The organism is Pseudomonas sp. LBUM1672 (assembly GCF_059695655.1).
The window spans coordinates 4,556,989-4,577,135 of the sequence record NZ_CP166781.1; the positions used below are offsets into that span (position 1 = coordinate 4,556,989).

General features: G+C 58.9%; 21 protein-coding genes. 7 read left to right on the forward strand and 14 right to left on the reverse strand.

Going from position 1 to position 20,147, the window contains the following annotated elements; translation table 11 throughout:
* Positions 1 to 38 precede the first annotated feature (38 nt).
* Together ACA053_RS20710 and ACA053_RS20715 are read right to left on the reverse strand one after the other, a co-directional pair.
* Positions 39 to 968 (reverse strand): electron transfer flavoprotein subunit alpha/FixB family protein, encoded by a 930-nt coding sequence (locus ACA053_RS20710; RefSeq protein WP_497312911.1) that lies wholly within the window; start codon positions 966 to 968, stop codon positions 39 to 41.
* Positions 969 to 1,718 (reverse strand): electron transfer flavoprotein subunit beta/FixA family protein, encoded by a 750-nt coding sequence (locus ACA053_RS20715; protein ID WP_105343061.1) that lies wholly within the window; start codon positions 1,716 to 1,718, stop codon positions 969 to 971.
* 547 nt (positions 1,719 to 2,265) lie between these two features.
* Here ACA053_RS20715 and ACA053_RS20720 point away from each other — a divergent pair.
* Positions 2,266 to 3,930: an electron transfer flavoprotein-ubiquinone oxidoreductase gene (locus ACA053_RS20720; protein ID WP_497329905.1), complete on the forward strand. Its 1,665-nt coding sequence runs from the start codon at positions 2,266 to 2,268 to the stop codon at positions 3,928 to 3,930.
* A gap of 181 nt (positions 3,931 to 4,111) precedes the next feature.
* Here the strand turns inward: ACA053_RS20720 and ACA053_RS20725 are convergent, their stop codons facing one another.
* Positions 4,112 to 5,002 (reverse strand): AraC family transcriptional regulator, encoded by an 891-nt coding sequence (locus ACA053_RS20725; RefSeq protein WP_109633793.1) that lies wholly within the window; start codon positions 5,000 to 5,002, stop codon positions 4,112 to 4,114.
* 190 nt (positions 5,003 to 5,192) lie between these two features.
* Between ACA053_RS20725 and ACA053_RS20730 the strand changes: the two genes are divergently transcribed.
* Complete coding sequence (locus ACA053_RS20730) at positions 5,193 to 6,245, forward strand: NAD(P)-dependent alcohol dehydrogenase (protein ID WP_497393569.1); 1,053 nt, start codon at positions 5,193 to 5,195, stop codon at positions 6,243 to 6,245.
* Here ACA053_RS20730 and ACA053_RS20735 read toward each other — a convergent pair whose 3' ends face one another.
* From ACA053_RS20735 to ACA053_RS20755, 5 genes are all read right to left on the reverse strand, one after another.
* A complete protein-coding gene (locus ACA053_RS20735) occupies positions 6,246 to 7,049 on the reverse strand; it encodes an IclR family transcriptional regulator (RefSeq protein WP_497312917.1) in 804 nt (267 codons plus the stop codon). It abuts the gene before it with no gap.
* 60 nt (positions 7,050 to 7,109) lie between these two features.
* Positions 7,110 to 8,420, reverse strand: coding sequence for an MFS transporter (locus ACA053_RS20740; protein WP_497393570.1), 1,311 nt, complete (start codon positions 8,418 to 8,420; stop codon positions 7,110 to 7,112).
* A gap of 196 nt (positions 8,421 to 8,616) precedes the next feature.
* Positions 8,617 to 9,765 carry a galactonate dehydratase gene (gene dgoD / locus ACA053_RS20745; protein ID WP_008152275.1) on the reverse strand — a complete coding sequence of 383 codons (1,149 nt, stop codon included), beginning with the start codon at positions 9,763 to 9,765 and terminating at the stop codon, positions 8,617 to 8,619.
* Positions 9,766 to 9,811: 46 nt separating this feature from the next.
* Complete coding sequence (locus tag ACA053_RS20750) at positions 9,812 to 10,432, reverse strand: 2-dehydro-3-deoxy-6-phosphogalactonate aldolase (protein ID WP_149629307.1); 621 nt, start codon at positions 10,430 to 10,432, stop codon at positions 9,812 to 9,814.
* A 19-nt stretch (positions 10,433 to 10,451) separates the two neighbouring features.
* The gene (locus ACA053_RS20755) at positions 10,452 to 11,444 is read right to left on the reverse strand and encodes a 2-dehydro-3-deoxygalactonokinase (RefSeq protein WP_497393571.1); all 993 of its coding nucleotides are present in this window, start codon (positions 11,442 to 11,444) and stop codon (positions 10,452 to 10,454) included.
* 181 nt (positions 11,445 to 11,625) lie between these two features.
* Between ACA053_RS20755 and ACA053_RS20760 the strand changes: the two genes are divergently transcribed.
* Positions 11,626 to 12,069, forward strand: a complete 444-nt coding sequence (locus ACA053_RS20760; RefSeq protein ID WP_497393572.1) for a hypothetical protein — start codon at positions 11,626 to 11,628, stop codon at positions 12,067 to 12,069.
* Positions 12,070 to 12,120: 51 nt separating this feature from the next.
* Here ACA053_RS20760 and ACA053_RS20765 read toward each other — a convergent pair whose 3' ends face one another.
* The 4 genes from ACA053_RS20765 to ACA053_RS20780 all read right to left on the reverse strand — a co-directional run bounded on the left by ACA053_RS20765 (position 12,121) and on the right by ACA053_RS20780 (position 14,569).
* The gene (locus ACA053_RS20765) at positions 12,121 to 12,618 is read right to left on the reverse strand and encodes a hypothetical protein (protein ID WP_497393573.1); all 498 of its coding nucleotides are present in this window, start codon (positions 12,616 to 12,618) and stop codon (positions 12,121 to 12,123) included.
* 6 nt (positions 12,619 to 12,624) lie between these two features.
* Positions 12,625 to 13,356, reverse strand: a complete 732-nt coding sequence (locus tag ACA053_RS20770) for an alpha/beta hydrolase family protein (protein ID WP_109633804.1) — start codon at positions 13,354 to 13,356, stop codon at positions 12,625 to 12,627.
* Between the two features lie 5 nt (positions 13,357 to 13,361).
* Positions 13,362 to 13,856, reverse strand: coding sequence for a PAAR domain-containing protein (locus ACA053_RS20775; protein WP_497312925.1), 495 nt, complete (start codon positions 13,854 to 13,856; stop codon positions 13,362 to 13,364).
* A 230-nt stretch (positions 13,857 to 14,086) separates the two neighbouring features.
* Positions 14,087 to 14,569 carry a GNAT family N-acetyltransferase gene (locus ACA053_RS20780; RefSeq protein WP_497393574.1) on the reverse strand — a complete coding sequence of 161 codons (483 nt, stop codon included), beginning with the start codon at positions 14,567 to 14,569 and terminating at the stop codon, positions 14,087 to 14,089.
* A gap of 213 nt (positions 14,570 to 14,782) precedes the next feature.
* Between ACA053_RS20780 and ACA053_RS20785 the strand changes: the two genes are divergently transcribed.
* The 4 genes from ACA053_RS20785 to ACA053_RS20800 all read left to right on the forward strand — a co-directional run bounded on the left by ACA053_RS20785 (position 14,783) and on the right by ACA053_RS20800 (position 17,475).
* Entirely contained in the window at positions 14,783 to 15,436 is a 654-nt protein-coding gene (locus ACA053_RS20785) for an HD domain-containing protein (RefSeq protein WP_497393575.1), read from the forward strand.
* A gap of 112 nt (positions 15,437 to 15,548) precedes the next feature.
* The gene (locus tag ACA053_RS20790) at positions 15,549 to 16,754 is read left to right on the forward strand and encodes an MFS transporter (protein WP_497393576.1); all 1,206 of its coding nucleotides are present in this window, start codon (positions 15,549 to 15,551) and stop codon (positions 16,752 to 16,754) included.
* An 84-nt stretch (positions 16,755 to 16,838) separates the two neighbouring features.
* Positions 16,839 to 17,174, forward strand: a complete 336-nt coding sequence (locus ACA053_RS20795) for a hypothetical protein (protein WP_109633812.1) — start codon at positions 16,839 to 16,841, stop codon at positions 17,172 to 17,174.
* A gap of 46 nt (positions 17,175 to 17,220) precedes the next feature.
* Positions 17,221 to 17,475 (forward strand): hypothetical protein, encoded by a 255-nt coding sequence (locus ACA053_RS20800; RefSeq protein WP_094468480.1) that lies wholly within the window; start codon positions 17,221 to 17,223, stop codon positions 17,473 to 17,475.
* Between the two features lie 169 nt (positions 17,476 to 17,644).
* Here the strand turns inward: ACA053_RS20800 and ACA053_RS20805 are convergent, their stop codons facing one another.
* Both ACA053_RS20805 and ACA053_RS20810 read right to left on the reverse strand, forming a co-directional pair.
* The gene (locus ACA053_RS20805) at positions 17,645 to 18,574 is read right to left on the reverse strand and encodes a PfkB family carbohydrate kinase (protein ID WP_497393577.1); all 930 of its coding nucleotides are present in this window, start codon (positions 18,572 to 18,574) and stop codon (positions 17,645 to 17,647) included.
* On the reverse strand, positions 18,567 to 20,033 hold the full coding sequence (locus ACA053_RS20810) for a purine-cytosine permease family protein (protein ID WP_497312933.1): 1,467 nt from the start codon (positions 20,031 to 20,033) through the stop codon (positions 18,567 to 18,569). The genes ACA053_RS20805 and ACA053_RS20810 overlap by 8 nt, the downstream gene beginning before the upstream one ends.
* Between the last annotated feature and the right edge of the window lie 114 nt (positions 20,034 to 20,147).

A 20,147-nucleotide genomic window follows, 5' to 3' on the forward strand; every position in this document is an offset into this window, starting at 1 on the left:
ACCAAAAGGCCGGGCTCTTTATAAGTCAAGCGACTGGATTAGACCAGCTTCTCGAACTCGGGGATGGCTTCGAACAGGTCTGCCACCAGGCCGTAGTCGGCCACCTGGAAGATCGGCGCTTCTTCGTCCTTGTTGATCGCAACGATCACTTTGGAGTCTTTCATGCCGGCCAGGTGCTGGATCGCGCCGGAGATACCGACGGCGATGTACAGCTGTGGAGCAACGATCTTGCCGGTCTGACCGACCTGCATGTCGTTGGGTACAAAACCTGCGTCGACCGCGGCGCGGGAAGCACCAACGGCAGCGCCCAGCTTGTCGGCCAGGGCGTACAGGTGTTTGAAGTTGTCACCGTTCTGCATGCCGCGGCCGCCGGAAACGACGATCTTGGCAGCGGTCAGTTCCGGACGATCGGACTTGGCCAGTTCTTCGCCAACAAAGCTCGAAGTGCCAGCGTCGTGAGCAACAGCCACCGCTTCAACAGCAGCGGAACCACCTTCAGCGGCAACCGGGTCGAAACCGGTAGCACGTACGGTGATCACTTTGACCGCAGCGTTCGATTGAACGGTTGCGATCGCGTTACCGGCGTAGATCGGGCGCTTGAAGGTGTCAGCGCTTTCGACCGAGATGATCTCGGAGATCTGGTCAACGTCCAGCGACGCGGCAACGCGCGGCAGGATGTTTTTGCCGTTGGAAGTGGCGGCAGCCAGGATGTGGCTGTAACCCTTGCCCAGCTCGGCAACCAGAGGAGCAACGTTTTCCGGCAACTGATGCGCGTAAGCGGCATTGTCAGCGATCAGGACTTTGCTCACGCCAGCGATTTTCGCAGCAGCTTCAGCCACGGCACCAACGCCCTGGCCAGCTACCAGAACGTGGATGTCACCGCCGATTTTGGCAGCAGCAGCCACGGTGTTCAGTGTGGCCGGGGCCACTACTTTGTTGTCGTGTTCAGCAATAACCAAGATAGTCATTTAGATTACCTTCGCTTCGTTTTTCAGTTTCTCGACCAGTTCAGCCACCGACTTGACCTTGATACCCGCGCTGCGTGCAGCAGGCGCTTCGACTTTCACGGTCTTGTTGGTGGAGGCGGTGGAAACGCCCAAAGCGTCCGGAGTCAGCACTTCGAGAGGCTTCTTCTTGGCTTTCATGATGTTCGGCAGGGACGCGTAGCGCGGCTCGTTCAAACGCAGGTCGGTGGTGACGATGGCCGGCAGTTTCAGGGAAACCGTCTGCGCGCCGCCGTCGATTTCGCGAGTCACGGCAACGGTGTCGCCGGACACTTCGACTTTCGAAGCGAAGGTGCCCTGACCGTAGCCGCTCAATGCAGCGAGCATCTGGCCAGTCTGGTTGTTGTCGCTGTCGATGGCTTGTTTGCCAAGGATCACCAGCTGAGGCTGTTCCTTGTCGACAACAGCCTTGAGCAGCTTGGCAACGGCCAGGGAAGTCAGATCTTCAGCGGATTCGACGAGGATGGCGCGGTCGGCACCCAGAGCCAGCGCGGTGCGCAGTTGCTCTTGAGCGGTGGACGGGCCGATGGAGACGACGACGATTTCAGTCGCAACACCTTTCTCTTTCAGGCGTACGGCTTCTTCCACTGCGATTTCGCAGAACGGGTTCATCGACATCTTGACGTTGGCGAGGTCGACGCCGGAATTGTCCGCCTTGACGCGAACCTTGACGTTGTAATCCACAACGCGTTTGACAGCTACAAGAACCTTCATGGATTCCTCGTTACTCTCCGGTGAAAAGAAAGTCGCCTAGGCGAACCTGGCGGTTTGATGCTCATCGGCGCAAGGGCACCTCTAAAAACGCTGGCAGGTGTATCGGGTGAACCTTGCTCACGAGGCGGATGACCGTTCGTCAGTGGTGACCGACGAGTCATTCATTATCGCGGCGTGTAAACTGCGCGCCAAACCTGCGCAGCAAATCACCTTGTACTGCCATCGCCCTGTCTTTAGAGGTGCTCTTGATACCAACAGTCAGCCTACGGCGAGCGCAAAACCGACCGTATCTTGACCGGAACGCCTATTCCGGTCAATACGGCAAAATAGCCGTTCATAAGCCGCGTGACTTTGATTTCTCTGGCTTTGAGCCAATTCAAACAAACGTTTGTATTGGACGCTAGGAGTGGTGTAGATATAATGCGCCACCCAGAGAGAAAGGTGGTCAATCGATTGTCCTGTTCCGCGCATTGCGCAGGAATTCATGGATGCGACACCAAACCTCCAATTAGAAAAAAACTGTTGAGCCTTGAGTAGGAGATAGCCTGTGGAACGCGAATACATGGAATTCGACGTGGTCATCGTCGGTGCCGGCCCCGCGGGTCTTTCCGCCGCCTGCCGCTTGAAGCAGAAGGCTGCTGAAGCCGGCAAGGAAATCAGCGTCTGCGTGGTCGAAAAAGGCTCCGAGGTCGGTGCACATATCCTGTCCGGTGCGATCTTTGAACCCCGCGCCCTGAACGAATTGTTCCCGGACTGGAAAGAACTCGGCGCGCCGCTGAACACGCCAGTGACCCGCGACGACATCTTCGTTTTGAAAAACGCCGACAGCGCGCAAAAAATCCCTGACTTCTTTGTGCCCAAGACCATGCACAACGATGGCAACTACATCATCTCCCTGGGCAACCTGTGCCGCTGGCTGGCTCAGCAGGCCGAAAACCTCGGCGTAGAAATCTACCCGGGCTTCGCCGCTCAGGAGGCGCTGTTCGACGAGAACGGCGTGGTTCGCGGGATCATCACTGGCGACCTGGGTGTTGACCGCGAAGGCCATCCGAAAGAAGGCCTGTACACCCCTGGCATGGAACTGCGCGGCAAGTACACGCTGTTCGCCGAAGGTTGCCGCGGCCACATCGGCAAGCAGTTGATCAAGCGCTTCAACCTCGACAGCGAAGCCGACGCCCAGCACTACGGCATCGGTCTGAAAGAAATCTGGGAAGTCGATCCGGCCAAGCACCAGCCAGGCCTGGTGGTCCACACCGCCGGTTGGCCGATGGACATCATGGGCACCGAGAACACCGGCGGCTCGTTCCTCTATCACCTGGAAAACAACCAGGTGGTTGTCGGTCTGATCGTCGACCTGTCCTACAGCAACACCTACCTGTCGCCATTCGACGAGTTCCAGCGCCTCAAGCATCACCCGGTGCTCAAGCAGTACCTGGAAGGCGGCAAGCGCATCAGCTACGGCGCCCGCGCCATCTGCAAGGGCGGCTTGAACTCGCTGCCGAAGATGGTCTTCAAGGGCGGCGCGCTGATCGGTTGCGACCTCGGCACCCTGAACTTCGCCAAGATCAAAGGCAGCCACACCGCGATGAAGTCCGGCATGCTCGCCGCTGAATCCGTGGCCGAGGCGCTGTTCGCTGAAAAGGACGGCACCGAAGAGCTGACCACTTACGTCGACGCTTTCAAGAAAAGCTGGCTCTACGACGAACTGTTCGCCAGCCGCAACTTCGGCCCGGCGATCCACAAGTTCGGCGCAATCGTCGGCGGTGGTTTCAACTGGCTCGACCAGAACATCTTCGGCGGCAAACTGCCGTTCACCTTGCACGACAACAAGCCGGACTACGCTTGCCTGAAGCTCGCGGCCGACTGCAAGAAGATCGACTACCCGAAACCGGACGGCAAGATCAGCTTCGACAAACTCAGCTCGGTGTTTATCTCCGGTACCAACCACGAAGAAGAACAGCCGTGCCACCTGAAGCTGACCGACCCGAGCATTCCGATCGCCAAGAACCTGCCGCTGTACGATGAGCCTGCCCAGCGTTACTGCCCGGCCGGCGTCTACGAAGTGGTGACCAAGGAAGACGGCGAGAAGCGCTTCCAGATCAACGCCCAGAACTGCGTTCACTGCAAAACCTGCGACATCAAGGACCCTGCACAGAACATCACGTGGGTGGCACCGGAAGGTGCCGGCGGCCCGACTTACCCGAACATGTAAGCCGTACGCCTGAACATCAAGGCTCCCGGAATGGGGGCCTTTTTGTTGCCCGCAATTCAAGCCCCAATACAGATCCCTGTGGGAGCGGGCTTGCCCGCGATTACGGTGGGTCAGTCAACTCAATGCTGGATGACACACCGCCATCGCGGACAAGTCCGCTCCCACAGTTTTCTTCGTCAACTCAGGCCGCGCGCTCATCCCCGGGATTACGCTCGAAGTAGCGCTTGTACTCACGACTGAACTGCGACGTGCTCTGATACCCGACCCGATGCGCCACCTGCGCCACACCCAACCCCTCGGCGAGCAACAACTGCTGCGCCTTGAGCAAGCGCAAACGCTTCAAATACTGCACCGGCGACAACAAGGTGCTGCGCTTGAAGTGCTCATGGAATGTTGATGCACTCATGTTTGCGCAACTGGCCAGGGTTTCCACATTCAACGGTTCGGTGAAATGCCCGTGCAGATGGTTGAGCGAAGCCGCAATCCGCGCGAATTGCCCCTGCTGCTCCACCAGCGCCCGCAACACATCGGCTTGAGGACCGCGCAACGCGACGAACAACAATTCCCGCAAACGCGCCTGCCCCATGATCTGGCATTCCAGCGGATCGTGCAGGCAACGCAACAGTCGCTCCACGCAACCACGCATCGCATCGTCAAGCACCGCCGAAGTCATGGATTCCAGTGTTTGCGCAGGCACCGTGCGCCCTGGCACCAGCCCCATGGCCAACACCAACTCACCGAGCAACACCCGGTCAATGGCAATGGAAACCCCGAGCATCGGCCCGTCCGGCGCTGAAAACGTTTCGCACTCAAACGGCACCGGCAATGCCTGAATCAGATAATGCCCGGCGCCGTACTCCAGCGTACGCGGGCCCAGATACGCCAGTTTGCTGCCTTGGGCGATGATCACCAGGCTCGGCTCATAGATCTGCGGACCACGAGCCACATCACAACTGGCACGCAAAACCTGCACACCCGGCAACGCCGTAGCGGCGAAACCATCGCGAGTGGTCAGAGGCTCAATCAGCGAAACCAGCGTGGCATTGGCGTCGAGATGACGGGTTAACAACATGGGAGCTCTTCACAAAAAAGTCGCGGAAAACGGGATGAAAGCATCATCGCAGGTCTGATCGCCCATTTGATCAAACGAACGCTGATGCCGGAGGAATAGGCATGACACCCGGAGGAATCGCCATGGCCGGTGGCAGGCACGGCGCCCAAAATGCGTCGCCTCACTTGTCACTGCTTTTGCGAGGTTCATCATGTACACCGCCATCGGATACGCCGCCCAGTCGGCCACCACTCCCCTCGCCCCCGTGAAATTCGAACGCCGCAGCCCAAGGGCCGACGACGTTGCGATCGACATTCTCTACTGCGGCGTCTGCCATTCCGACATCCACCAGGCACGCAACGAGTGGGGCATTGCCGTTTACCCGCTGATGCCCGGCCACGAGATCGTAGGCAAAGTGACCGCCGTCGGTGCGAATGTCACCCAGCACAAAATCGGCGATCTGGTTGGCGTCGGTTGCATGGTCGACTCCTGCCGCAGCTGTGAAGCCTGCCAGTCCAACCTTGAGCAATATTGCCTCGAAGGTCCGACCATGACCTACGCCACCCCGGACCGGGTCGATGGCAGCAACACCATGGGCGGCTATTCCGACAGCATCGTGGTCAGCGAACACTTCGTCGTGCGCATCCCGGAAAAACTCGACCCGGCCAGCGCCGCGCCGATTCTTTGCGCGGGCATCACAACCTACTCGCCGCTCAAGCACTACGGCGTGAAGGCCGGCGACAAGGTCGGGATTCTGGGCATGGGCGGCCTCGGCCACATGGGCATCAAGTTCGCCAAGGCGATGGGCGCCGAAGTCACGCTGTTCACCCGCTCGGCGAGCAAGGCTGAAGAAGGACGTCGTCAAGGCGCGGACCACGTGATCGTGTCCACCGATGCCGAACAGATGAAGGCCGCGGCGGGTCATTTCGACTTCCTGCTGGACACCATTCCGGTGCAGCACGACCTCAATCCCTACCTCGATACCTTGCGTTTCGACGGTGTGCACATTCTGGTAGGGCTGATCCAACCGGTCGACCCACCGATCCACGCCGGCAAACTGGTGATGAGCCGTCGCGTACTGGCCGGCTCGCTGATTGGCGGCATTGCCGAAACCCAGGAAGTCCTGGATTTCTGTGCCGAACACAACATCACCTGCGACATCGAAATGCTCGACATCCGCCAGATCAACGAGGCTTACGCTCGCATGATCGCTGGTGACGTGAAGTACCGTTTTGTCATCGACATGGCGACGCTGAAGGTCTAATCAGACCTTCGCGCCAAGCTCCGCAGACAGCCGGGCTGTGACCCCTTTGATCAGGGGAATCAGCTCGGCCATTTTTTCCAGCGGCATGTACGGCACGGTGCTGGCGATGCTGATGCCGGCGACGATGCGCTTGCTGGCATCGCGGATCGGCGCCGCGACACAGCGGATCGACGGTTCGTTATCTTCCAGATCGAAGGCGTAACCGCCGGCCACGTACTCGATCATGCGCTGCTGAAACTGCTCCCAGGACTGCTCCGGGTGCAGCGGCCAAAACTGATTTTTCCCACCTGCCGGCAGGCTAACCTCGTACAGCCGCTGCCATTCTTCCTGCGTGTCATCGAGCATCAAGGCTTTGCCGATCCCGGTGCGCGCCAACGGCATGCGATGGCCGACCCGCGAACGCATTTCCGGGCCATTGCGCCCCGGATTCTTGTGCAGGTACAGCACCTCGTCGCCTTCACGAATCGCCAAGTGAATGGTGTCGCCGGTCAACGCCGACAATTCATCCAGATACGGCCCGGCCAGGGTCACCAACGGCAACTCTTCACGCGCCTGAAAACCCAGCTCGATCAGCTTCGGCCCCAGCAGATAACCGACTTGCGGAACGACGCGCAGGTAACGCTCGTCCACCAGGCAACTGGCCAGACGATGGGTGGTGCTGCGCGTCGTGCCGATCAGCCGGGCGATTTCCTTGAGATCGCGGGCGCCACTGGCCACGGCCTGAACCACACCCAGGCCACGAAGCAGTGTCTGGGTGCCGGTTGGCGCGGCGTCCTTGGCGATTTTTTGGGCATCTTCCTGCATATCCAGCCTTTACCGTTGAGCGAGTGAACGGGCGGCATTATGGTCGCCCGATGGCTGCGACTACAACTTGATACGCTCGACCTTGCCGACCAGCAAGATGTAGGAAAGCGCGCCAATCAATGCCAGAACCGAGATGTAGGTGATCGCGGGGGCAAACGAATCACCCGTCGCCAGGAAACCGATGACGATCGGCGTGGTAATCGCCGACAGGTTGCCAATGAAGTTGAACACCCCGCCGGTCAACCCGAGCAACCGCGCCGGGGCCAGTGTCGACACCAGCGACCAGGTGATCGACGCCAGCCCGTTACCGAAGAACGCCAACGCGAGGAAGGCAATCACCAACGGCGTCGATTCAACAAAGTTGGCGCCGATGATCGAAGTCGAAATCAGCAAGCCGCCAATGATCGGCAACTTGCGCGCGAAACCCACTGTGTAGCCGCGACGGATCAGGAAGTCGGAGAAGAACCCGGAACACAGCACGCCGATAAATGCCGCGAGAAACGGCAGCGACGCCAACAGGCCGGACTTGATGAAGTCCATGCCGCGGTATTTCACCAGGTAGGTCGGGAACCATGTCAGGAAAAACCACAACGTCGAGTTGAGGCAGAACTGCCCGAGGTAGATGCCCCACAATTTGCGTTTGGTCAGCACGATGCCGAGGTCGGTCCAGCTGAATTTGGCCTTGACCTTGGCTTGCTCGGTCTGGATATCCACCAGCCCGCCGCCCTCGCGGATCAGCTCGATTTCGGCATCGTTGGCGCCTTTGAAATCCCGAGGCTCGCGATACACCGCATACCAGATCACCGCCCAGAGAATGCCCACCGCACCGGTGCTGACAAACACCATGTGCCAGCCAAACTCATGCTGCAGCCAGGCGAGTACCGGCGTCAGGAATGCCAGCCCCACGAACTGCCCGGAAGTGTAGAAACCGATCGCTGTGGCGCGTTCGCGTTCCGGGAACCAGGTGGTGACCACCCGGCTGTTGATCGGATACGCAGGCGCTTCCAGCGCGCCCACTGCCATGCGCAAGACGAACAGCGCAATGAAGCTGGCGGCGAAACCGAGCATCACCGTGGCGATCGACCACAGCAGCAAGGCAACGCTGTAGAGGATGCGCGGCGGCACGCGATCGACCAGCCAGCCGCCGGGGATTTGCATGGCGGCGTAGGTCCAGCCGAACGCCGAGAAAATCAGCCCGACGTGGATCGGGTCGATGCCCAGTTCGCTGGTCAGCGCGGGGGCGGCGATGGACAGGTTGCTGCGGTCGAGGTAGTTGATGACCACGGTGATGAACAGCAGCACCATGATGAAAAAACGCTTGCGGCTGGGCGCCACCAGCGACGCCTGCCCGGTAAGGGTTTGCGGTTGCATGGGGAATGCCTCTTCTTATGTTTATTGAGGTCGATGTGAAACTGGATTGATGCAGATCTCCCTGTCCATGGAGATCAAACTGTGGGAGCCAGCCTGCTGGCGATAGCGGTGTGTCCGTCACCCTAAATGCCGGGTGTGCCGGCCAAATCGCCAGCAGGCTGGCTCCCACAGGGATTAGCGGTGGGTCAGAGAGAACTCACCACTCGGCAAAACTGCCATCGGCATGGCGCCAGATCGGGTTGCGCCAGCGGTGGCCGACGGCGGCGCGTTCGATCACGTATTCCTCGTTAATCTCAATGCCCAGGCCCGGGCCATTCGGGATTTTCACGAAGCCTTTGTCGTAGTCGAACACTCGCGGATCTTTCACGTAATCGAGCAGGTCGTTGCTCTCGTTGTAATGAATGCCCAGGCTCTGCTCCTGAATGAACGCGTTGTAGCAAACCGCGTCCAGTTGCAGGCACGCCGCCAGGGCAATCGGACCCAACGGACAATGCAGCGCCAGCGCCACGTCGTAGGCTTCGGCCATGTTGGCAATCTTGCGGGTTTCGGTGATGCCGCCTGCGTGGGACGCGTCCGGCTGGATGATGTCGACGTAACCTTCGCTCAGCACACGCTTGAAATCCCAGCGCGAAAACAAGCGCTCGCCAAGGGCAATCGGGGTGCTGGTCAGCGGCGCCAGTTCCTTCAGCGCTTCGTAGTTTTCGCTGAGCACCGGCTCTTCGATGAACATCAGTTTGTAAGGGTCGAGTTCCTTCATCAGCACCTTGGCCATGGGCTTGTGCACCCGGCCATGGAAGTCCACGCCGATGCCGACGTTCGGGCCCACCGCATCACGCACAGCGGCAACGTTGGCCAGGGCCAGGTCGACTTTCTCGAAGGAGTCGAGGAATTGCAGCTCTTCGGTGCCGTTCATTTTCACCGCAGTAAAACCACGCTCGACCGCTTCTTTCGCAGCGCGGGCGGTGTCCGCCGGGCGGTCGCCGCCGATCCACGAGTAGACGCGAATCTTGTCGCGCACCTGGCCGCCCAGCAGGTCGCTGACCGACACGCCCAGGGCCTTGCCCTTGATGTCCCACAACGCCTGGTCGATACCGGCCAGCGCACTCATGTGGATCGCGCCGCCCCGGTAGAAGCCGCCACGGTACAGCACGGTCCAGATGTCTTCGATGTTGCGCGGGTCTTTGCCGATCAGGTAGTCGGACAATTCCTCAACGGCCGCCGCCACGGTGTGCGCGCGACCTTCGACCACGGGCTCGCCCCAGCCGGTCACGCCTTCGTCGGTTTCGACCTTGAGGAAGCACCAGCGTGGCGGAACGATGAAGGTGGTGAGTTTGGTGATTTTCATCTTGTTGTCTCTCTTATAGATGTAGCGCGCTCGGCGCCAAAAAGTCTTAACGCAGAGCGTTCCATGCAGCGACATACGCCTTGGCGTTTACGGCCACTTCCTCAGGCGTCATGCCCGGTTTGAACAACCCGGAACCGAGGCCGAAGCCTTTGACCCCGGCGTCGATAAACACCTGCATGTTGTCCGGTGTGATCCCTCCGACCGGCGCGAGAATCGTTCCGGCAGGCAGCACCGCGAGCCAGGCTTTGACGACTGCCGGCCCCATCTGCTCCGCCGGGAACATCTTCAATACATCCGCCCCTTCGGCCAGTGCGGCAAAGGCTTCAGTCGGCGTCGCAACACCCGGCGACAGAAACAACCCCGCCGCTTTTGCTGCGCGTAACACCTTGGGATCGCTGTGCGGCATGACAATTACCTGCCCGCCCGCCGCCTTCACTTGCTCGACCTGCTCCGGTGTCAGCACCGTGCCTGCGCCGATCAGGCAATCGGCGGGCAACGTGCTGCGCAGGATGCGGATACTTTCGTACGGCTCGGGGGAATTGAGCGGCACTTCGATGACGCGAAATCCGGCGGCGTAAAGGACTTCGCCGATGGCGGCCGCTTCTTGCGGGCGCAGGCCACGCAGGATCGCGATCAGACCGTTTTGCGCCAGTGCTTGCTTGAGCATGTCAGACCTCCAGTCAGGTTTAACGGGGTGGGTGTGCGGCGATCAGTCCGGCGGCGACCGCCAACTGCCACAACCCGCGTTCGGTGGCTTGTTCGGCCAGGGTCACGCGGGCAAAACCGCAGGCGTCGAGAGCCCGGCTGTAGCGGGCACAAAGTTGGGAATTACCAATGAGGATGATCGACGGCAGATGAACGCTGTTGAGTCGGTGTCGCTGGACATTGGCCAGCGCTGACAGCTCATGGCCGATCAGCAGGCCGGACAAGTAATCCGGTTGCGCGGTCGCGCTGAGTTCACCCGTCAATCCGAGGCTGCGGGCGCTGAACAATGTCGACAGCGGCCCGATCTCGCCCTCCGCCGACAGCGCCACTTGCACACCCCGATCAAATGCCTGGCCATCGAAGGACGCGCCCTTTTGCTGGGTGCGCCCCAGAATGCTGTGTTCGCTGAGCACGGCAAATATCTCGCCGGTCATGAAGGTGTCGAAATGCACGATGCAACCGCCGGCCACTTCCACCCATTTCGAATGACTGCCCGGCAGGCCGATCAACAGATCACGGCCCTGCTCGATCGGCAGATTCTGCAGGACACCCAGTACTTGGGTTTCTTCGCCGCGCATCACGTTCGGCAATCGCGAACGCTGAATCACGCCCGGCACGATGTGCACATCGACACCGCGAAGACTGCGAATGGTTTGTAGGGAAGTTCCGAGATTGGCGACGTTTGCCGGCGTGTCGCAGTAGGCCGCTTCGCGCCAACCCTGGGCGCTGCCGACCATGCCACAGGCAATCACCGGCAAATCCGGCTGCGCGTCGAGCCAGTCACCGCACGCCTCGTCGAAGGCCAGTTCAAATCCGTCAGCACATGCCTGACCGTTGATGATTCGCGGCGTCCGGGGCAACTGCATGATCCCGGACGACAGCGACCGCTGTTCCAGCACCTGGCCACCCGCGGCGAGTTTGTAAGCACGTAATGAGGTCGTCCCCCAATCGAGCGCGATCAATTGCGCCAGCATCGCTTCACCTGTTTTGTTTATTGGCAGTGAGTGAGCTGGACTATAAACCCGGAGGCGGAGAGATCTCAATATATAAATAACACTCCCATATTATGGGATTTACAAGTGTGACAAGATTTTCTCCGCCAACGCCTTAAAATGCCCGGCCATCGGAACGGCACCCAGCCCTCAAGGAAGAAAAATGAAGATTGCTTTAAAGGCGCTGCTGTTCTGCAGTGCTCTCTGGTCCACCGCAGCATTCAGCGCATCGAAAGAATTGAAGGTGGGCGATATCTGGGCCTACAAAAACCGGCCGGGCGAGGATGGATCGACACTGACGATCCTGAAAATCGAGAATTATCCAAAGCTGGGTAAGGTTGTTCACATCAGGGTGGATGGCTTTCGGATGATCAATCCGGTGACAGGTAGCGAGTTCAATGAAATGCCACACCTACCCTTCCAGGTAAAAGCCTTGGAACGCAGCATCACCCATCGCATGGGGGAAACCGCAGATATTCCGGAATTCAGTCAAGGTTATGCGACATGGAAAGCGGCCCTTGATGAGGGTAAGGCCGGGGCTTTCAAGATTACCGTTCGACAAGTCCTCGGAGGATTGATCAATAGTTATTGGGAAGCCAGTGACTGAGTCATTGAGAAACTGTTTTCCCGGCAAACAAACTCGAATCACATGGTTTGTTTACTGGTGAGAAATAGCCTTCAACAGCTCTGCGGTTGGCACATGCATGACTTTAGAGAAGTACGTATTGTACGTAGTGGTATGAACTCGATACACACACGAAATAAAGTCACGTTTCTTCAATAGCGGAATAAGCGCCGCTCCTTCCAAATAATCTTCTCCTCCTTTTCCGCTTTCCGACTCACTAAAAATAACATTCGCTCGATAGAGCAACGGTGCCGGCTCATTCACTTTTTCTACCAAGCCAAAACCGGAACGCTTTATATGGTGCGCCTCGGTAAAATCCAAATCATCTTCTAAAGAACAGACCAACCCCTCACCTATTCGCGACTTAAACAACCCAAGAAGCTCCGCATCGGAAGTGAAAAAAACCTGGTAAATCCCAGTATTCCGAAGTTCGCTTACACTGGAATACTCAAGGGTTGCGATAGGTCTTCCGTGATTGAGAGAACACGATGCACTCATCAAGATCATTAAAAACAAAAAAAACTTATGCATCCAGAATCACTCCCTGAAGTAGTTCAAAATCGACTCGTTGAATATTTGTCGGGCAGACTTGCCTCCAGGTAATGTCTGCACAAACATTCTGTCTGCATCGGCATGATTGATATCTACCCTCCCCATGACATTGGGTCCCTGTATTATTTCCCACTGCTCACCAAAGTCCGCGACCAGATCCGATACATTCCAGTCTAGCGCTGCCGCCCGAATATTAACCCAGTAGTCAGCCTTGGGAGTGGGCTCTCGCCTATAGATACTTGAGATGCCGTAGACGATTTTCCCTTCACCTACCGGGTCCAGTGTAATCAGCATTTTTACTTTGAAGCCTTTGTCTGTCAGCACACTGGAAAGGTGGGCTCCATTCCACCCACCGAGACTATGACCAATGATGTAAATCGCGGTAGAGCAATTAGGTATTCGACTCAGCACATTGCGTTCAAGATCATCATTACTAATAAAGGAATTATAACTTAGCGCCCACGAAGGACAGCGCTTCAAAATTTCCAGTTGCTTTGCATCGTCAACAGCAATCCTACGCACGTAATCGATATTATTATTAGGCCCTGTGCCGTAGTAACTTTCCTGATCGCCTGCACCACCAATAAAAAATACAACCACGTCTCGTAAGGTGACAGGAACTTGCTTAACAGCCTGATCCGTTTTACAGGTCAATGTATGCGTTTTTACTTCTCTTTTTGGTAACTCTTGTTTCACCGCTGCTGCTTCACCAGCCATGCCAATCACTCCACAAACAGTTTAATGGTCTCGGCCAAATGAGAACTAACGGTGTGAGTAAACCCGGACGCATCCGTCACACCATGCTCTTCGCTTCCGTCACCACGCTGAATGGTGTAGGGGTGATAAGGAATTGGCTCACCGGTCGCATCATTCACCACTTGTAGTCTGTCGGTGAAATGCACCGGCATGGGTAGCAACCCACTAAACGATGCTCCGCCTCCGCTTTGCCCAATGATAACGGTCCCGGAACCGCCGATGACTACGTTGCCATGCCCGCCCGTGCTGTCGAGGGTTGCAGCATTGAGTCCATTGATGAAAACCGTACCCGAAACTGCGCCGGTAATTGGGCTGCCACACGCAGATTTGTCTGTCATGCGAGCAGCGGCCAGGCCATCGAAAAAAACATCGGGCGATCCGGAAACAATTGGATTGGTGCCATGTCCGGGCAATGGGCACGAAGTAGGATCGGTAACGCGCGCAGCAGGTTTTCCACTCAAGTCAAAGCTCCTTGCTTTTTGAGTTTTAAAGCGATGGTGGCAAACATCCAGGGCACAAAACAGATGCACCAACAGCGTTCAACCAAACCGGATAGTAGATGGCGGTGACGAATGTCGAAATGAAAATGCCATCGGCATTGCAGGTGTCATCCGTGAGCGCGCAAAGGCGCACAGGATGACGGACTAGACCCGTGGCGACAACTGGATTCAGCGCAAGAAAACAACGTTTATCAACTCCCCTCGGCAAACTCGCGCAACACCTTCCCATCCATCCGATACCGAACCCACTCTTCCTGTGGCTGCGCCCCCAGCGACTTGTAAAATTCGATTGCCGGTTTGTTCCAGTCCAGCACGCTCCACTCGAAGCGTCCGCAGTCATTGGCGCAGGCGATTTTGGCGAGGTGGCGCAGCAAGATTTTACCGGCGCCGCCACCGCGCTGTTGGGGGGTGATGTAGAGGTCTTCGAGGTACAGGCAGTTGCTGCCGAGCCAGGTGGAATAGCTGAAGAAGAACACCGCGAAGCCGATCGGCAAGCCGTCGCGCAGGCAGATCAGGCCGTGGGCGGTGGCGCCTTCACTGAACAGGCTGCGTTCGATGTCGGCAACGCTGGCGATGACTTCGTGGCGGGCACGTTCGTAGTCGGCCAGTTCAGTGATGAACCCGAGGATTTGCGGTGCATCGCTGGGGGTCGCCGGGCGGATCTCGATCGTCATGGACGTGCCTTTGTCGAAAGTTGAAAACGCCATACTAAGTCGGCGCGTGGTTTGTGGCGAGGGAGCTTGCTCCCGTCCGAGTGCGAAGCAGTCGTAAAGGCTGGCAACCCGGTTTTAACTGAAATACCTTTGCGCCCGGGATGGGGTTGCTTCGCAACCCAGCGGGAGCAAGCTCCCTCGCCACAAAAGCGCATTTCACTTCATAGGAAAATTATGACCACTGATGCTTTTGCACCGCTGCAAATCCTCGCTGCGCAACTGCTCCCCCATGCGCTGGAACCCTCGGAAGATGGCGCTCACGATCTGTCCCATCTGCAACGGGTGTGGCTCAACGTGCGCACGCTTCAGGCTGAAGAAGGTGGCGATCTTGAAGTGATGCTGGCGGCGGTGCTTTTGCATGATTGCGTGGCGGTTGAGAAGAATTCGCCGTTGCGTTCGCAGGCTTCACGCCTGGCAGCAGAAAAGGCCTCTGCCGTGTTGGCCGACATGGGTTGGCCAAGCGCAAAAATCAGTGCGGTCTCCCACGCCATTGAAGCCCACAGCTTCTCCGCCAACATCACCCCGACCTCGCTCGAAGCGAAGGTCATGCAGGACGCCGACCGTCTCGACTCCCTCGGCATGCTCGGCGTCGCGCGCACGTTTTACATTGCAGGGCGCATGGGCAGCGCGTTGTACGAGCCGCAAGACCCGGAAGCGAGGGCGCGGGACTACGATGACAAACGCTTTTGCCTTGATCACTTTCAGACCAAGCTGCTGCACCTGGCGGACGGTTTCCAGACGATGACCGGCCAGCGACTGGCGCGCATCAGGCATGAGCGCTTGAAAGGTTTCATGGAACTGTTCAAGGAAGAAATCGGCATACCCTGAGCGTATAACTCCGGCCGGCGCTAACCCTGGCATCGATAACCTCGGACCTAACAATGTCGATGTGCGTGGTAGATAGAGGGATTGCGACTTTATCGGGTCAAGGAACCGCGTCATGTCTACCGCACCGCCCCACGTCTCAAGCAGGTTGTTTGGCCTGTTTTGCCTCGCCAGTTACTTGCTGTCGCTGTCCTACGGCTCGACCTTTCTGTTGTCGCTGTTGATCGGCTCCCGTGGCGGAAACGAACACGATGCCGGCAGTGTGATTTCGGCGGCGATGCTCAGTACGTTTGCGGCAGTGATTGTCTCCGGGCACCTGTCTGATGTGCTCGGCGCGGCGCGTTCGATTGCGCTGTTTGGCGTGCTGCTGTTGGCAGCCAGCCTGGGCTTCGCGGTGACGCCGGGTTTCGGCAATCTGTTGTTGTTTTTCGGACTGCTGCTGGGGCTTGGTTGGGGCGTGTTCTACACCTTGGGGCCGATTATTGTCGCGAGTCTGGTAACGCCCGCCCAACGCGCAAAATACTTCGCCCTGCTGTCCGGCAGCATGATGACCGGGATCGGCAGCGGTCCGTTGTTGGGCCGCGCGGCCAGTGCGCTGGGCTATCCGGTGACCGCCGCGTTTTACCTCGCGGCGCTGGCCAGTCTGATCGGCGTGGTGCTGTTTTGGCGGCTTGATGCTCAGTTGAAAAAAGCGCCCTCACCTGCCACCTCCGTCGCGCGCATTTCCTGGCGAGCAACTGTTCAGGTGCTGTCGTCCAAAGCAGTGTTCCCGATCATCATGGTCGGCCTCGGCGGGTGCGTATTCGGTGGCCTGTCGAGCTTTCAAACCAGTTACGCCGCGTCTCGCTCGCTGGATTACTCACTGTTCTTTTTCGGCTTCATGGGCGCGGCGATCAGCAGCCGAATGTTGATTGCCGGTTTCGTGGTCAAGCGCGATCCGTTCCGCGCGTCCTGCCTGCTGTCGGGGCTGATGATGGGCTCGATCGTGCTATTCGGTTTCGTGGTCGACAGTGGGTTCAGCTACGTGCTGGCGGCAATGATGCTCGGAGTCGGTTATGGGCTGACGTATTCGGTGATCAATGGCCTGGCGGCGAACGAAGCGCCGCATGGCACCACTTCGCAATCGTTGCTGCTGTTCAGCCTGTCGTACTTCATCGGCGTGTTCGGTTTTCCGTTGCTGGCCGGAAAGATCATCGTCGAGCACGGAATGACGACACTTCTGCTCACAGTTCTCGCCGTAGGGCTGCTGAACTGGCTGGTCACCGTGGGCCGCTTGATCTGGCGCCGGGTCGTCAGCGCCAGATCGCTTCAGCAGGCCTGAACCGTTCGTCGTTCATCAGGCACCAATCCAAATCGGGGGCGGACCAACATCAGGTAAGGACTCTAATTGAATGGAGACGACACCATGATCACGTCCCGCTTGACTGCCCTCGCTCTTGCCACGCTGTTGTCCTCTGCCGCGTTCGCGGCGACCCCCGCCCCCGGGACCGGCCCGACCAACCCGGTCGAAAGTCCAAAGTCCCCGACCACTCAAGGCTCGCCCGGCATGAACACCAATGGCTCGGGCGTCGACAGCGTGCCTGCGTCCACGGGCACCGACCCACGGATTCAAGGCAACGATGCGGGCCGTCAAGGGGGAATGAACCAGCCGGACACCCAGACACCCGATAACGCCGGCACCGGCATCGGCTCGAAAACCACCACCGGTGGCTCGGGTTCCGAAGGCGGTGCCAGTCAATAGTTCGCCCATGCGAGTTGCACCTATCCACATCCATGAAGAGGTAACCATGAACGTCGATAAAAACCTTGAGAAAGAAGTCCTGACCCGTCTGCTGCATGCCCATCCAGGTGGCTTGGGCAAGGAGGTCCTGGACAATTACCGGGGGGAGAAAGTCGTGGCCAGCGCCCTCGCCACGCTACAGGACCGTGGACTGATTCAGCACGGCCATGTGACCTGTAACGAAGCCGGCGAACACTCGCTGCAACTGCCGATCAAACTCAGCGCGGCTGGGGTTGAGGCGGCGCGAAAGCTGGACGTTTAACAAGATGAATCTGGTCGCAGTCGTGCGCGGCTGCGACCGTTTGAGAAAGGCTGGTTAAGGCTGACTCATGTACTGAATTTAATGGCTCCATCGCGAGCAGGCTCCCACATTGGATTTGTGTCGTTCACAGATCCAGTGTGGGAGCGAGCCTGCTCGCGATGGCGGTAGATCAGACGCCAAAAGTCTTGCGGATCAACTCATCCACTTCAGCAGCCCCAGGCGAAGTCGCCGGCCCCCACCAAGTGACCGCCAGCGCCGCAGCCGCATTCGCCCGCCGCGCCGCTTCACCCGCCGACAACCCTTGCACCAACCCGGCCAGAAACACCCCGGCATGGGCATCCCCGGCACCATTACTGTCCACCGCCTCAACCTTGAAACCGGGCACATGCTGACGTTCGCCGTACTGACTGATCCAGCACCCTTGCGGCCCATCGCGGATCACCATCAACACGTCGGCCGGCAGATGATCGGTCAGCCTGTCCAGCGCCTCGGCAATGTCCGACGTCCCGGTAAACCGCAGCGCCTCGACACTGTTGCTGGTCCACACATCAATGCGCGGCAACAACATCTGCATCAACGGTGCATCCGGCGAATCCACCAACGGGCCCGGGTCGAACACCACGTTGACCGCGTTCGGCAAACCCAGCACCCACTCCACCAGCGCCTGGGCCTTGCCGGCATGCAGCAAGCTATAGCCGCTGACGTAAACGTAGTCGTCCGCCTCGACCGGCACGTTCGCCAGGTCCTCGGCCGTCAATTCGCCCTCGGCGCCGATGCAGGAAATGAAACTGCGCTCGGCCGACGCATCGGTCACCGCAACGCACAGCCCTGTGTCCCGTTCGGCCTTGTGTGCGATGCCAACCTGAATGCCTTCAGCCTCCATCGCCTCACGGGCCAGATCGCCGAAACGACCGGTGCCATGACGACCGAGGTAGACCACCGGCAAACCGTTCCGCTGGGCGGCGGCCATCACGTTAAACCCGCCACCGGCTTCGAAACTGGCGGATTGCGCCAGCACGTCGCCGCCCGGTTGAGGCAATTTGTCCACGGCCATGACCAGGTCGATAATGACCTGGCCGGTGTGCAGCAATCTAGGCATGAGCGTTCTCAGTCATTGCGGCACGACGATCCTTGGCCCCACCGAGCACAAAATAAATCCCCCCGGCCACCAGGAACGTGACGATCCAGCCGAGGCCGTTATGGCCCAGCCACGAGTCAGACAGGAAACCGCGGAACCAGACGTTTTGTTCGGTGGTGCCAATGGTGGTGAAGCTGAAACCCAGCACGATCGCCAGCGCCCAGGCACCAAACGCGCGCCACTCGATGCCGCCGTTGTACCAGTAGGCGCTGCTCGGGCTGACGTCCAGCAGGTCTTGGGGGCTGTAGTAATGACGGTGGATCAGATCAACGACGAAGATCCCGACCCACGCCGTGATCGGCACCGCCAGCAGCGAAATGAAGGTAATGAACGGACCGTAGAAACTGTCGGCGATCAGCATGAAGTAGATCGAACCGGCGAAGATCGCGACGATGTCGACCACCACGGCGTACACGCGCTTGACCTTCAGACCGAGGGTCAACGTGGTCAAACCGGCGGAATACACCGACAGGTTGTTCGACAGCAACAACCCACCGAACGCGGTGATCAGGTATGGCACAGCCATCCAGGTTGGCAGCATGTCGCGGATTGCGATGATCGGGTCAGTGGCCGACGCCAGATCGTTGTTGCCCACCGACAGCAGGCCACCGAGGGTGATCAGCAGCACCAGCGGAATCCCCGCACCGAACGCCGCCGACGCCACCAGGCGCACGGCTTTGACGCTGCGGTGCTGGTAGCGCGACATGTCGGCGCCGGCGTTGGCCCAGCCGATCCCGGTGCCTGCAGCCATGGTGCCGACGCCGATGATCATCGCGCTCAATGGCGCAGGCGTGGCGTTGAATACCGCGCTCCAGTCAATGGTGGCGCAAAGGAAGCCGCCGACCAGAATGTTCAGCGCACCGAACACGTAAGTCGCCCACTTCTGGATGACCAGCAAGGTGGCATGACCGAGGCCGGAGACCGACAAGGTCAGAAGCACGAAAATCGCGATGAAGATCAGGGTCAGTACCGGCGCGCTTTTGGCTTCCACCGGCGAACCGAACAGGATCGAGCACAACGACAGCAACACGAAGGCCGCGGTGGTGGTGTTGACGGTTTCCCAGCCCAGCCGCGACATCAGCGAGACCAGAGTCGGGCCGATGTTGCCGCGCACGCCGAAGATCGCGCGCGACAATGTCAGGCTCGGTGCGCGACCACGACGACCGGCGATGGAGATGATCCCGACCACGGCGAAAGAACCCGCAGCGCCGAGGATCGCGACGATGATCGCCTGCCAGATCGCCAACCCGCGAAACGCCACCAGCGTGGCGCCCAGCGGCAGCCCTAGGATGGAAATGTTGGCCGCGAACCAGACCCAGAACAGTTGCAGCGGATGACCGTTGCACTCAGCTTCCGGCACCGGTTCGATGCCGCGGGTTTCCAGTTGCCCGGCGCTTTGCCCGGCGTTCGATGAACTCATGAAAAATGCTCCTGTTGCCTTTTTTGTGGTTGTGGGCAATGACGGAAGACGAAAACAACAGTCCGGCTGTCCTGGCCAAGTCCGTGCGATCCATTGCGGGGTTATCAATTCAAA